General features: G+C 59.9%; 12 protein-coding genes. 9 read left to right on the forward strand and 3 right to left on the reverse strand.

Annotated elements, in window-relative coordinates:
* The first annotated feature begins 39 nt into the window (after nucleotides 1–39).
* The 9 genes from nuoG to F6R97_RS06155 all read left to right on the forward strand — a co-directional run bounded on the left by nuoG (nucleotide 40) and on the right by F6R97_RS06155 (nucleotide 11843).
* Entirely contained in the window at nucleotides 40–2754 is a 2715-nt protein-coding gene (nuoG, locus tag F6R97_RS06115) for an NADH-quinone oxidoreductase subunit NuoG (protein ID WP_315866241.1), read from the forward strand.
* Nucleotides 2751–3758: an NADH-quinone oxidoreductase subunit NuoH gene (gene nuoH, locus F6R97_RS06120; protein ID WP_038982509.1), complete on the forward strand. Its 1008-nt coding sequence runs from the start codon at nucleotides 2751–2753 to the stop codon at nucleotides 3756–3758. Before nuoG ends, nuoH begins: the two co-directional genes overlap by 4 nt.
* A 12-nt stretch (nucleotides 3759–3770) precedes the next feature.
* Nucleotides 3771–4316 carry an NADH-quinone oxidoreductase subunit NuoI gene (gene nuoI, locus F6R97_RS06125; protein WP_200889382.1) on the forward strand — a complete coding sequence of 182 codons (546 nt, stop codon included), beginning with the start codon at nucleotides 3771–3773 and terminating at the stop codon, nucleotides 4314–4316.
* 9 nt (nucleotides 4317–4325) lie between these two features.
* The gene (nuoJ, locus tag F6R97_RS06130; RefSeq protein ID WP_030130915.1) at nucleotides 4326–4829 is read left to right on the forward strand and encodes an NADH-quinone oxidoreductase subunit J; all 504 of its coding nucleotides are present in this window, start codon (nucleotides 4326–4328) and stop codon (nucleotides 4827–4829) included.
* A gap of 2 nt (nucleotides 4830–4831) precedes the next feature.
* Nucleotides 4832–5140, forward strand: a complete 309-nt coding sequence (gene nuoK / locus F6R97_RS06135; RefSeq protein WP_007940879.1) for an NADH-quinone oxidoreductase subunit NuoK — start codon at nucleotides 4832–4834, stop codon at nucleotides 5138–5140.
* Nucleotides 5137–6990, forward strand: a complete 1854-nt coding sequence (gene nuoL, locus F6R97_RS06140; RefSeq protein ID WP_038982505.1) for an NADH-quinone oxidoreductase subunit L — start codon at nucleotides 5137–5139, stop codon at nucleotides 6988–6990. Before nuoK ends, nuoL begins: the two co-directional genes overlap by 4 nt.
* Before the next feature lie 39 nt (nucleotides 6991–7029).
* Nucleotides 7030–8562 carry an NADH-quinone oxidoreductase subunit M gene (nuoM, locus tag F6R97_RS06145; protein ID WP_038982503.1) on the forward strand — a complete coding sequence of 511 codons (1533 nt, stop codon included), beginning with the start codon at nucleotides 7030–7032 and terminating at the stop codon, nucleotides 8560–8562.
* 7 nt (nucleotides 8563–8569) lie between these two features.
* A complete protein-coding gene (gene nuoN / locus F6R97_RS06150) occupies nucleotides 8570–10033 on the forward strand; it encodes an NADH-quinone oxidoreductase subunit NuoN (protein WP_038982501.1) in 1464 nt (487 codons plus the stop codon).
* 484 nt (nucleotides 10034–10517) lie between these two features.
* Nucleotides 10518–11843, forward strand: coding sequence for an OprD family porin (locus F6R97_RS06155; protein ID WP_315866242.1), 1326 nt, complete (start codon nucleotides 10518–10520; stop codon nucleotides 11841–11843).
* Between the two features lie 210 nt (nucleotides 11844–12053).
* Here F6R97_RS06155 and F6R97_RS06160 read toward each other — a convergent pair whose 3' ends face one another.
* From F6R97_RS06160 to F6R97_RS06170, 3 genes are all read right to left on the reverse strand, one after another.
* Nucleotides 12054–12434, reverse strand: coding sequence for a DUF6124 family protein (locus F6R97_RS06160; protein WP_315866243.1), 381 nt, complete (start codon nucleotides 12432–12434; stop codon nucleotides 12054–12056).
* A 523-nt stretch (nucleotides 12435–12957) separates the two neighbouring features.
* Complete coding sequence (locus F6R97_RS06165; RefSeq protein WP_315866244.1) at nucleotides 12958–13290, reverse strand: DUF2790 domain-containing protein; 333 nt, start codon at nucleotides 13288–13290, stop codon at nucleotides 12958–12960.
* A 79-nt stretch (nucleotides 13291–13369) separates the two neighbouring features.
* Nucleotides 13370–13570: a co-regulatory protein PtrA N-terminal domain-containing protein gene (locus tag F6R97_RS06170; RefSeq protein WP_315866245.1), complete on the reverse strand. Its 201-nt coding sequence runs from the start codon at nucleotides 13568–13570 to the stop codon at nucleotides 13370–13372.
* Nucleotides 13571–13678 lie beyond the last annotated feature (108 nt).

Here is a 13678-nt window from a genome sequence, read left to right on the forward strand (position 1 = left end):
CACGCCCGCTGACACCGGGCCAACGAAGAACTTTGAACCATGGCCACTATCCACGTAGACGGCAAAGAGCTCGAAGTCGATGGGGCAGACAACCTGTTACAGGCATGTCTGTCGCTAGGCCTCGATATCCCTTATTTCTGCTGGCACCCTGCCCTAGGCAGCGTTGGCGCGTGCCGCCAGTGCGCGGTCAAGCAGTACACCGACGAGAACGACACCCGTGGTCGTATCGTCATGTCCTGCATGACCCCTGCCACCGACGGCACCTGGATCTCCATCGAAGATGAAGAATCCAAGGCCTTCCGCGCCAGTGTTGTTGAATGGTTGATGACCAACCACCCTCACGACTGCCCGGTCTGTGAGGAAGGCGGTCACTGCCACCTGCAAGACATGACCGTGATGACCGGCCACAACGAGCGCCGTTATCGCTTCACCAAGCGTACTCACCAGAACCAGCAACTGGGGCCGTTCATTTCCCACGAAATGAACCGCTGCATCGCTTGCTATCGCTGCGTGCGCTTCTATAAAGACTACGCCGGCGGCACCGACCTCGGTGTGTTCGGCGCCCACGACAACGTGTACTTCGGTCGCGTTGAAGACGGCACCCTGGAAAGCGAGTTCTCCGGCAACCTCACCGAGGTCTGCCCGACCGGTGTGTTCACCGACAAGACTCACTCCGAGCGCTACAACCGTAAGTGGGACATGCAGTTCTCGCCGAGCATCTGCCATGGCTGCTCCAGCGGTTGCAACATTTCCCCGGGCGAGCGTTACGGCGAACTGCGTCGCATCGAAAACCGTTTCAACGGTTCGGTGAACCAGTACTTCCTGTGCGACCGTGGCCGTTTCGGCTATGGCTATGTCAACCGCGAAGACCGCCCGCGTCAGCCATTGCTGGCCAACGGCGCCAAGCTGGGCCTCGACGAAGCGCTGGATAAAGCCGCTGACCTGCTGCGCGGTCGCAATATCGTCGGTATCGGTTCGCCGCGCGCCAGCCTCGAAAGCAACTACGCGTTGCTTGAACTGGTCGGTGCCGAGCACTTCTACTCCGGTATCGAAGCCGCTGAGCTGGAACGCATTCGTCTGGTTGTGCAGGTGCTCAAAGACAGCCCGCTGCCAATCCCGAACATGCGCGACATCGAAGATCACGATGCGATTTTCGTCCTCGGCGAAGACCTGACCCAGACTGCTGCGCGCATGGCCCTGGCCCTGCGTCAATCGGTCAAGGGCAAAGCCGAAGACATGGCCGACGCCATGCGCGTTCAGCCGTGGCTCGATGCCGCGGTGAAGAACATCGGTCAGAACGCGTTGAACCCGCTGTTCATCGCCAGCCTGGCTGAAACCAAGCTCGACGACGTGGCTGAAGAATGCGTTCACGCAGCGCCCGACGACCTGGCCCGCATCGGTTTCGCCGTGGCTCACGCCCTCGATGCCAGCGCGCCGGCCGTTGAAGGCCTGGACGCTGAAGCCCTCGAACTGGCTCAGCGCATCGCCAACGCCCTGCTCGCTGCCAAGCGTCCATTGATCATTGCCGGTACCTCGCTGGGTTCCAAGGCACTGATTGAGGCTGCTGCAAACATTGCGAAGGCCCTGAAGCTGCGCGAGAAGAACGGTTCCATCAGCCTGATCGTGCCAGAGGCCAACAGCCTCGGCCTGGCCATGCTTGGTGGTGACTCGGTCGATGCAGCCCTGCAAGCGGTGATCGACGGCAAGGCTGACGCCATCGTGGTGCTGGAAAACGATCTCTACACCCGTACCGACAAAGCTAAGGTCGATGCTGCCCTGAACGCCGCGAAAGTGGTGATCGTGGCGGACCATCAGAAGACCGCCACCAGCGATCGCGCGCACCTGGTTCTGCCAGCCGCCAGCTTCGCTGAAGGCGACGGTACGCTGGTCAGCCAGGAAGGCCGCGCCCAGCGTTTCTTCCAGGTCTTCGACCCGACTTACCTCGACGCAAGCATTCTGGTTCACGAAGGCTGGCGCTGGCTGCATGCCCTGCGTTCGACCCTGCTGAACCAGCCGATCGACTGGACCCAACTGGACCACGTCACCGCTGCCGTTGCTGCGAGCAAACCGCAACTGGCGCGCATCGTCGACGCCGCACCGTCCGCCGCATTCCGCATCAAAGGCCTGAAACTGGCTCGCGAACCGCTGCGTTACAGCGGCCGGACTGCCATGCGCGCCGACATCAGCGTGCACGAACCGCGTACTTCCCAGGACAACGACACCGCGTTCTCGTTCTCCATGGAAGGTTACTCGGGCTCGGTCGAACCGCGTCAGCAAGTACCTTTCGCCTGGTCTCCGGGCTGGAACTCGCCGCAAGCCTGGAACAAGTTCCAGGACGAAGTCGGTGGTCACATCCGCGCTGGCGACCCGGGCACTCGCCTGATCGAAAGCACCGGTGATTCGCTGAACTGGTTCTCCAGTGTTCCGCGCGCGTTCAACCCGGCTCCGGGCACTTGGCAGGTCGTGCCGTTCTTCCACCTGTTCGGCAGCGAAGAGAACTCTTCCAAAGCCGCGCCGGTTCAAGAACGCATTCCAGCCGCTTACCTGTCGCTGGCCAAGTCCGAAGCCGATCGTCTGGGTGTCAATGACGGTGCCCTGCTGAGCCTGAACGTGGCCGGCCAGACCTTGCGTCTGCCGCTGCGCATCAACGAAGAGCTGGGTGCCGGTCTGATCGCATTGCCGGCCGGTATCGCCGGCATTCCGCCCGCGATCTTTGGCAAATCCGTTGACGGTCTGCAGGAGGCAGCGCTATGACCTTGTTCACTCCTGAAGTGATCGACGTAATCATCGCGGTCCTCAAGGCCATCGTGATTCTGCTCGCCGTGGTGGTGTGCGGCGCGCTGCTGAGCTGGGTCGAGCGTCGTCTGCTCGCCCTCTGGCAGGACCGTTACGGTCCGAACCGCGTCGGCCCGTTCGGTGCGTTCCAGATCGCTGCCGACATGATCAAGATGTTCTTCAAGGAAGACTGGACCCCGCCGTTCGCCGACAAAGTGATCTTCACGTTGGCACCGGTCGTGGCCATGAGCGCCTTGCTGATTGCCTTCGCGATCATCCCGATCACCCCGACCTGGGGCGTGGCGGACATCAACATCGGCATCCTGTTCTTCTTCGCCATGGCGGGTCTGTCGGTCTACGCGGTGCTGTTCGCCGGCTGGTCGAGTAACAACAAGTTCGCCCTGTTGGGCAGCTTGCGGGCCTCGGCACAAACCGTGTCGTACGAAGTGTTCATGGGCCTGTCGCTGATGGGCATCGTGATCCAGGTTGGCTCGTTCAACATGCGCGACATCGTTGAATACCAGGCGCAGAACCTGTGGTTCGTCATTCCGCAGATCTTCGGTTTCCTGACCTTCTTCATCGCTGGCGTCGCGGTGACTCACCGTCACCCGTTCGACCAGCCGGAAGCGGAACAGGAACTGGCCGACGGTTACCACATTGAATACGCCGGCATGAAATGGGGCATGTTCTTCGTCGGTGAGTACATCGGCATCGTGCTGATTTCGGCGCTGCTGGTGACCCTGTTCTTCGGTGGCTGGCACGGCCCGTTCGGCATTCTGCCGCAGATCCCGTTCATCTGGTTTGCACTGAAAACCGCGTTCTTCATCATGTTCTTCATCCTGCTGCGCGCCTCGATTCCGCGCCCACGGTATGACCAAGTGATGGATTTCAGCTGGAAGTTCTGCCTGCCGCTGACCCTCGTCAACATGCTGGTGACCGCTGCGATCGTGTTGCTCAACACGCCCGCCGTCGCGGCTCAGTGAGGATAGAGAATCATGAAGTACATATTTGACATCGTGCATGGCTTCTTCACCCAGCTTCGCAGCCTGGTGATGATTTTCGGCCACGCCTTCCGCAAGCGCGACACGCTGCAGTACCCGGAAGAAGCCGTGTACCTGCCGCCGCGCTTCCGTGGCCGTATCGTGCTGACCCGCGACCCCGACGGCGAAGAGCGTTGTGTAGCCTGCAACCTGTGCGCCGTGGCGTGCCCGGTCGGTTGCATCTCGCTGCAGAAAGCTGAAACCGATGACGGTCGCTGGTACCCGGAGTTTTTCCGTATCAACTTCTCGCGCTGCATTTTCTGCGGCCTCTGCGAGGAAGCCTGCCCGACCACCGCGATCCAGCTGACACCGGATTTCGAGATGGCCGAGTTCAAACGTCAGGACCTGGTGTACGAGAAAGAAGATCTGTTGATCTCCGGCCCCGGCAAAAACCCTGATTACAACTTCTATCGTGTTGCAGGTATGGCGATTGCCGGTAAGCCAAAAGGCTCCGCGCAGAATGAAGCCGAACCGATCAACGTGAAGAGCTTGCTGCCTTAAGGAAGAAAGATGGAATTCGCTTTCTATTTCGCATCGGGTATCGCTGTTGTGTCCACGCTTCGCGTGATCACCAACACCAACCCCGTGCACGCCCTGCTCTACCTGATCATTTCGCTGATCGCCGTGGCCATGACGTTCTTCGCCCTCGGCGCACCGTTTGCCGGTGTACTGGAAGTGATCGCCTACGCTGGCGCCATCATGGTGCTGTTCGTGTTCGTGGTGATGATGCTGAACCTGGGCCCCGCCTCGGTTCAGCAAGAGCGCGTCTGGCTCAAACCCGGTATCTGGCTGGGCCCGGTCGCACTCGGCGCCCTGCTGCTGGCTGAACTGCTGTATGTGCTGTTCAGCGACGCCAGCGGTCAGGCCATCGGCCACACCACCGTAGACGCCAAGGCCGTGGGCATCAGCCTGTTCGGTCCTTATCTGCTGGTGGTCGAACTTGCCTCGATGCTGCTGCTCGCCGCAGCCGTCACGGCGTTCCACTTGGGCCGCAACGAAGCCAAGGAGCAATGACGATGCCTGCTATCCCTTTGGAGCATGGTCTGGCGGTCGCCGGCATCCTGTTCTGCCTCGGTCTGGTCGGCCTGATGGTCCGGCGCAACATTCTTTTCGTGCTGATGAGCCTGGAGGTCATGATGAATGCCTCCGCTTTGGCGTTCATCGTTGCCGGTAGCCGCTGGGCGCAGCCGGATGGACAGATCATGTTCATCCTGGTGATCAGCCTGGCAGCCGCCGAGGCCAGTATTGGCCTGGCGATTCTGTTGCAGCTGTATCGCCGCTTCCACACTCTCGATATCGACGCTGCCAGCGAGATGCGCGGATGAACCTTCTCTATCTGACTTTCGTATTCCCTCTCATAGGTTTCCTGCTGCTGTCGTTCTCACGCGGTCGCTGGTCGGAAAACCTTTCGGCGCTGATCGGCGTCGGCTCCATTGGCCTGTCGGCAATCGTCACTGCTTACATCATCTGGCAGTTCAACGTTGCGCCCCCTGAAGGCGGTCACTACACCCAGGTGTTGTGGCAGTGGATGGCGGTGGAAGGCTTCACGCCTAACTTCGCGCTGTACCTGGATGGTCTGTCCCTGACCATGCTCGGTGTGGTCGTCGGCGTCGGCTTCCTGATCCACCTGTTCGCGTCCTGGTACATGCGCGGTGAAGCCGGTTACTCGCGCTTTTTCGCCTACACCAACCTGTTTATCGCCAGCATGCTGTTCCTGGTCCTGGCCGATAACCTGCTGTTCGTGTACTTCGGCTGGGAAGGCGTGGGCCTGTGCTCGTACCTGTTGATCGGTTTCTACTACAGCAACCGCAACAACGGTAACGCGGCACTCAAAGCCTTCATCGTGACCCGCGTCGGCGACGTGTTCATGGCCATCGGCCTGTTCATCCTGTTCGCGCAACTGGGCACGCTGAACATCCAGGAACTGCTGGTGCTGGCGCCGCAGAAATTCCAGGCTGGCGACTTCTGGATGGTCATGGCCACCCTGATGCTGCTGGGCGGGGCTGTCGGTAAATCCGCGCAACTGCCGCTGCAAACCTGGCTGGCGGATGCGATGGCCGGCCCGACTCCGGTTTCGGCACTGATCCACGCCGCGACCATGGTAACCGCCGGTGTCTACCTGATCGCCCGTACTCACGGCTTGTTCGCCCTGGCGCCGGACATCCTGCACCTGGTGGGCGTTGTGGGTGGCGTGACGCTGGTGCTGGCAGGTTTTGCCGCACTGGTTCAGACCGACATCAAACGTATCCTCGCCTACTCGACCATGAGTCAGATCGGCTACATGTTCCTGGCTTTGGGCGTAGGTGCGTGGGACGGCGCGATCTTCCACCTGATGACTCACGCCTTCTTCAAGGCGCTGTTGTTCCTTGCCTCCGGTGCGGTGATCGTTGCCTGCCACCACGAGCAGAACATCTTCAAGATGGGCGGCCTGTGGAAGAAACTGCCACTGGCCTACGCCAGCTTCATCGTCGGCGGCGCGGCCCTGGCGGCCTTGCCTCTGGTGACCGCGGGCTTCTACTCCAAGGATGAAATCCTCTGGGAAGCGTTCGCCAGCGGTAACCAGGGTCTGCTTTATGCAGGTCTGGTCGGTGCCTTCATGACCTCGCTGTACACCTTCCGCCTGATCTTCATCGCGTTCCACGGTGAAGCGAAGACCGAAGCGCACGCCGGTCACGGTATCGCTCACTGGCTGCCACTGTCGGTGCTGATCGTACTGTCGACGTTCGTTGGCGCGATGATCGTTCCGCCGCTGCACGGTGTACTGCCACAAAGCGTCGGCCATGCCGGCGGCGACGCCAAGCACAGTCTGGAAATCGCCTCGGGCGCCATCGCCCTGGCCGGTATCCTGCTGGCCGCGCTGCTGTTCCTCGGCAAGCGTCGCTTCGTCACCGCCGTCGCCAACAGCGGCGTCGGCCGCTTCCTTTCGGCCTGGTGGTTCGCTGCCTGGGGCTTCGACTGGATCTACGACAAACTGTTCGTCAAGCCTTACCTTGCGATCAGCCACATTCTGCGCAAAGACCCGCTCGACCAGACTATCGGTCTGATCCCGCGTATGGCCAAAGGCGGTCACACCGCCCTGAGCCGCACCGAGACCGGTCAATTGCGTTGGTATGCCGCCTCGATGGCTGCTGGTGCCGTGCTGGTAATCGGCGCCGTCGTGCTGGTAGCGGTCTGATATGAACCTTGCGAACTTGCGAAAGGAAACGAGCCCGTCATGATTCTGCCTTGGCTAATCCTGATCCCCTTCATCGGCGGCCTGCTGTGCTGGATGGGTGAGCGCTTCGGCGCTACCCTCCCGCGCTGGATTGCGCTGATCACCATGTCCCTATTGCTCTCTCTCGGCCTCTGGCTGTGGGCGAACGGTGACTATTCATTTGCCCCGGCGCCTGGCGCCGACCCGACCTGGGTGCGTGAGTTCAAGCACATCTGGATCGAGCGCTTCGGCATCAGCGTGCACTTGGCCCTCGACGGCCTGTCGCTGCTGATGATCATGCTGACCGGTCTGTTGGGCGTGCTCTCGGTCCTCTGCTCGTGGAAAGAGATTCAACGTCACGTTGGCTTCTTCCACCTGAACCTGATGTGGATCCTGGGCGGTGTCGTCGGCGTGTTCCTCGCCCTCGACCTGTTCATGTTTTTCTTCTTCTGGGAAATGATGCTGGTGCCGATGTACTTCCTCATCGCGCTCTGGGGTCACAGTTCTTCGGACGGCAAGAAAACCCGGATCTACGCGGCGACCAAGTTCTTCATCTTCACCCAGGCTTCCGGCCTGATCATGTTGGTGGCGATCCTGGGGCTGGTACTGGTCAACTTCAACGACACCGGCGTGATTACCTTCAACTACGCCGACCTGTTGAAGACCAAGATGTCGCTCACCACCGAGTACATCCTGATGCTCGGTTTCTTCATCGCCTTCGCGGTCAAGCTGCCGGTCGTACCGTTCCACTCCTGGTTGCCTGACGCTCACGCCCAGGCACCAACCGCGGGCTCGGTCGACCTGGCCGGTATCTTGCTGAAGACAGCGGCTTACGGTCTGCTGCGTTTCGCCCTGCCGCTGTTCCCGAACGCCTCGGCCGAGTTCGCGCCGATCGCCATGACCCTGGGTCTGATCGGGATCTTCTACGGTGCGTTCCTGGCCTTCGCGCAAACCGACATCAAGCGTCTGATTGCCTTCTCGTCCGTTTCCCACATGGGCTTCGTGCTGATCGGCATCTACTCCGGCAGCCAACTGGCGCTGCAGGGCGCAGTGATGCAGATGCTGGCGCACGGTCTGTCGGCGGCAGCACTCTTTATCCTCTCCGGTCAGCTGTACGAACGCACCCACACCCGTGACATGCGGGAAATGGGTGGCCTGTGGTCGAAGATCGCTTACCTGCCGGCCCTCAGCCTGTTCTTCGCAGCAGCTTCCTTGGGCTTGCCGGGTACCGGTAACTTCGTCGGTGAGTTCCTGATCCTGCTCGGCACGTTCCCCGCGGCGCCTGTGGTTACCATCATCGCGACGTCGGGCCTGGTGTTCGGTTCGGTCTACTCGCTGATCATGATCCACCGTGCGTACTTCGGCCCGGCCAAATCGGACGCGGTACTGCATGGCATGGACGGTCGCGAAATGATCATGGTGGTCGGGCTTGCGGCGCTGCTGATCTACATCGGCGTGTACCCGCAACCGTTCCTCGATACCTCTGCCGCGACGATGCATGGCGTGCAGCAGTGGCTCGGCACCGCCTTCACTCAACTCGCTTCGGCCCGGTAAGAGCGCTATGGAATTCACGACTCAACACTTTATCGCGCTTGCGCCGTTGTTGATCACCAGCGCCACGATCATCGTGGTGATGCTGGCTATCGCATGGCGCCGCAACCACTCACAGACCTTCCTGCTGTCGGTGGCAGGTCTGAACCTGGCTCTGCTGTCGATCCTGCCAGCCCTGAAAGTCGCGCCGCTGGCCGTGACTCCACTGCTGCAGATCGACACGTTCGCTTGCTTGTACATGGCGCTGATCCTGGTCGCCACCCTCGCTTGTGTGACTCTCGCCCACGCCTACCTGGGCGATGGCGGTTCGGGTTACCCGGGCAACCGTGAAGAACTTTACCTGCTGATCCTGATGGCCGCCGCCGGTGGCCTGGTACTGGTCAGCGCGCAGCACCTGGCCGGCTTGTTCATCGGTCTGGAACTGCTCTCGGTACCGGTTTACGGTCTGGTGGCGTATGCCTTCTTCAACAAGCGCTCGCTGGAAGCCGGTATCAAGTACATGGTGCTGTCGGCCGCCGGTTCCGCGTTCCTGTTGTTCGGCATGGCCCTGCTCTACGCCGACGCTGGCAGCCTGAGCTTCAACGGCATCGGTCAGGCCCTGGCGGCCACCGGTCTGCCAAGCTCTCTGGCTCAACTGGGCCTGGGCATGATGCTGATCGGCCTGGCGTTCAAGTTGTCGCTGGTACCGTTCCACCTCTGGACCCCGGACGTTTACGAAGGTGCCCCGGCACCGGTGGCAGCGTTCCTGGCCACCGCGTCGAAAGTCGCTGTATTCGCGGTGATGGTGCGTCTGTTCCAGATCTCGCCAGCGGCGAGCAGTGGCGTGCTGAGCGACGTGCTGACCATCATCGCCATCGCGTCGATCCTGTTCGGTAACCTGCTGGCACTGACCCAAAGCAACCTCAAGCGTCTGCTGGGTTACTCGTCCATCGCTCACTTCGGCTACCTGCTGATCGCCTTGGTGGCGAGCAAGGGTCTGGCCCTGGAAGCCATCGGCGTGTACCTGGTCACTTACGTGATCACCAGCCTCGGCGCGTTCGGCGTGATCACCCTGATGTCCTCGCCGTACAACGGCCGTGACGCGGATGCCCTGTACGAATACCGCGGCCTGTTCTGGCGCCGTCCGTACCTGACCGCTGTCCTGACCGTGATGATGCTGTCGCTGGCCGGTATCCCGCTGACCGCGGGCTTCATCGGCAAGTTCTACATCATCGCCACCGGTGTCGAGTCGCAGCAATGGTGGCTGGTCGGCTCCCTGGTACTGGGCAGCGCCATCGGCGTTTTCTACTACCTGCGTGTGATGGTCACCCTGTACCTGATGGAACCGAACCTGCGCCGCCACGATGCGCAACTGCACTGGGAACAACGTGCAGGCGGCGTGATGCTGCTGGCGATTGCCGTACTGGCATTCTTCCTCGGCCTGTATCCACAGCCGCTGCTGAACCTGGTTCAGCAATCGGGGTTGGCGGGTTGATTGTTTAGCGGTACTTGGTAGAAAACAGAAACGGCACCTTCAGGGTGCCGTTTTTGCGTTTGGGGATTCAACATCAAAAGATCGCAGCCTTCGGCAGCTCCTACATTGGGATGACATACGTCCTGTAGGAGCTGCCGAAGGCTGCGATCTTTTGCTTTTCAGCGCCCTCCTCTCTTTTAGGAAGTTACCTGCAAGGCAGTGGGCAATAGCTGACATTCGGCGGGAGGCATTTACCGTTAAATTCGAAGACCATGCCAAAATTGGTGCCAATCACTGCCGAGGAAGTACCTGCCCCGAACCAACAACTCCGCCATTCGCTTCCCGCCACACCTACATGACGAAATTGTAATTCCCCCATCACCTTGGCGTTATCCGCAGATTGCAACGATGTCACCCGGCGACCATGCCGGCGGGCCCTTGCCCGCCGAACAATAAAACCTACGCCGAAGCACGTTCCCGTTCTGCCGAACCCAAGGAGTGATTGATGGTTAACAATACAAAAATGTCGATGGCCGCTTTAGCGGTGGTTGTCGGCGCCGGGCCGTCCATGGTGCTGGCGGAAGATAAAGCCGAGGGGTTTATCGAGGGCAGCAGCCTGACGGTGCTCAACCGCAACTTCTACTTCAATCGTGATCACCGCAACGGCCAGTCCAGCCCCACCGGCAATGGTTATTCTGAGGCCTGGTCCCACGCGGTCATCAGCAAGTTCGAGTCCGGGTTTACCCAAGGCACCGTTGGGGTCGGTGTCGATGCATTTGCGATGATCGGCTTGAAGCTCGACACCGGCGACGGTCGTAACGGTGGCCGCAGTTCGTTTGATGTGCTGCCGGTCAACAGTGATGGCCAGGCGCGGGACGAATACACCAAAGTCGGTGGCGCCGCCAAAGTGCGTGCCTTCGATACGGTGGTGAAGGTCGGCGATGTGTTCCCCGCCAACCCGGTCGTCGCAGCCGGTGACTCCCGACTGTTGCCCGAAAGCTTCCGGGGTGTCACGGCCACCAACACCAGTATCGAAGGCTTGTCGGTACAGGGCGGTCGCCTGCATGCGATGAGCCAACCGGTGTCCAGCGACATGCGCGAGAACTTCGCGACCTTCTACGCCGGCCCGGTCGACTCGCCGTGGGTCGGTTATTTCGGTGGTGACTACGCGCTGAACAAGAACCTCAGTTTCAGCCTGTACTCCAGCCGCCTCAAGGACGCCTGGAATCAGTACTACGCCGGCACTGCATGGACTTACTCACTGTCGGATGACCTGACGCTGTTTGGCGGCCTCAACTATTACAAAGCGGTCGACGAAGGCAAACAGTTGCTCGGCAAGTTCGACAACAACATCTGGAGCGGCCGGGTCGGGGTGAAACTCGGGGCACATTCCGTTGCGCTGTCGCATCAGCGCAACAACGGCAATGACGATTTCGATTATCTGCGCCAGTCCGATTCGATCTTCCTCGACAACTCCATCCAGTACAGCGACTTCAACTCGCCCAAGGAACGTTCCTGGATGGTGCGCTACGACCTCGACATGACGACCTACGGCGTTCCGGGGCTGTCGTTCATGACCCGTTACGGCCGCGGCACCGACGCCGATTATTCCAACGCCAACGCCGTGTACATGCGCCGCGATGCTGACGGCAACCCGCTGACCGACCAGAAACGCTGGGAGCGCGACATCGAAGTCAAATACGTGGTGCAGAGCGGCTCGCTGAAAGACATGTCGTTGCGTCTGCGCCAGGCCAATACCCGCGCCACGGCGTTTGAATCGGATCTGGATGAAGTGCGGGTGATTGTCGAGTACCCGCTGGCGATTCTCTGACTTCATTTGGTTGATGCAAATTCACCTTTAGAAGCTCCTTGCTCCTTTGGTAAGAGGTGAATCTTTTGGCGTCCTTCGGGGCGCCTTTTTTTTTGGTCGACAGTTGAGAACTGTAGGAGCTGCCGTAGGCTGCGATCTTTTGATCCTTAAAATCAAAGTCAAAAGATCGCAGCCTTCGGCAGCTCCTACAGGGATCGCGTTGCGGGAGGGTTACTCACCCGGCTCGACGTTATCCAACGCCTGATTCACCGCCAACTCTCCCAACATGACCACCTGCGCAATCCCCAACAGCGTCTTGCGGTGGCTGCCTTCCAGCAGCGCGGCGAAGTCACCGAGCATGACCGTGGCCGAGGACAATGACTCGCTGGCATTGGCCAGCAGGGATTCGGTGTCGGCTTTGGGATTGGCGAAATACATCTGGTTGGGGGTGTAGGGCGTGGCCATGACGTGGGCGGTAGGGTTCAGGTAGTAATCAAGCGCACGTTCGGCAGCTTCGTGGAGTTTTTTGGAGTCGAGGGAGGCGTAGGGGGATGTTGTGTCGGTGTCCGTAGCTGTGTTTGCTTCGGGAGGGTTGGGTGTTGGTTTTTTCATGATGTTTCTCCGGTCTAGCGGTGGAGCTGGCCCATTCGGTTTCCGAACGAAGGGGTGGCAGCTGTACGCAGGTTGGAAACCCGGGGAACGGAGAACCCGGTTGACCCGAAGGTCTCCCGCGCACAGCCGCCATAACGGAGTGCACACATTGAAGGTGCGCAAGCATACGTTATGAAAGGCGCTTGTGCGCTCAGTTCGCCTCGGGGTTTCCAATCCCGGTCGCTGAATTGGCAGCGACGTGCACAGGCTAGAGACCGGACGTCCGACGGACAACCTGAAAACATTGTGGGAAGGTTCTGCGTTTTCTCCACAACTTTTAAACATCCCGAATTGAAATACGATCTGTGCGGTGCGCGGACAAACCGGAATTCCGATTGAAATACGCACCTGTAGGAGCTGCCGAAGGCTGCGATCTTTTGATTTGCTTTGAAAATTCAAGATCAAAAGATCGCAGCCTTCGGCAGCTCCTACGGGGGGGCAGTCGTCACGGTGCGCGCGGGGATTGGATGTCGGTCATGCGCCCTCACCCACCCTGTCGGCGGCAATCGCCTGCCACGGTGTATTTGATGGTGTTGAGCTGGCCCTGAGAATCCTCATAGGTCATTACGGCGGGCACCACAGCGCAAGCCACCTGCGGACGCACGACGCTCACCACTTTCACCACATCCAGCGTCATCCCGTATTCATACTCTTTCACCACCGGCGCCGGTTTGCCCTGGTTGGCGGCGTATTGCGCCATGGCTTTGGTATTGGCGCTCAACATCTTCTCGAACGTCCTGTCACCGCCACCTTCAGCGAACACATTCAGGGACATCGCCATCACCCCGGCAAACGTAATCAACTTAAAGAACTTCATATCCACTTCCTTCAAAACATGGCTCATAAAAAAGCCCGGCATCGGGACTCGATGACGGGCTTGTTCAAGTGCGGCACGCTTACAGGTATTTGGTCTTGTCGTCCTTCTTTTCATTCACAACGATGGGGTCGCGCGCCTGCTCTTTCGCGACAAACTTCTCTACCGACCGGTCATTGGCCGCCATCATTTTTTCGAATGCCCGGTCGCCACCGCCTTCAGCCAAGACCACAGAAGACATCACCAACGCCGCCGCGAACGCACTCAGTTGTGCAAGTTTCATGTTTGATTCCTCGTTTAATTAACTAACGAGGTCAAGGTAACAATCCGAACCTTTCGTGACGGTGGCGTGGAGATTACATATCCGTTATGTGGCCGCAGCTCTGATACA

The sequence above is a fragment of the Pseudomonas sp. JV414 genome (assembly GCF_032424305.1).
Lineage (GTDB): Bacteria > Pseudomonadota > Gammaproteobacteria > Pseudomonadales > Pseudomonadaceae > Aquipseudomonas > Aquipseudomonas lini.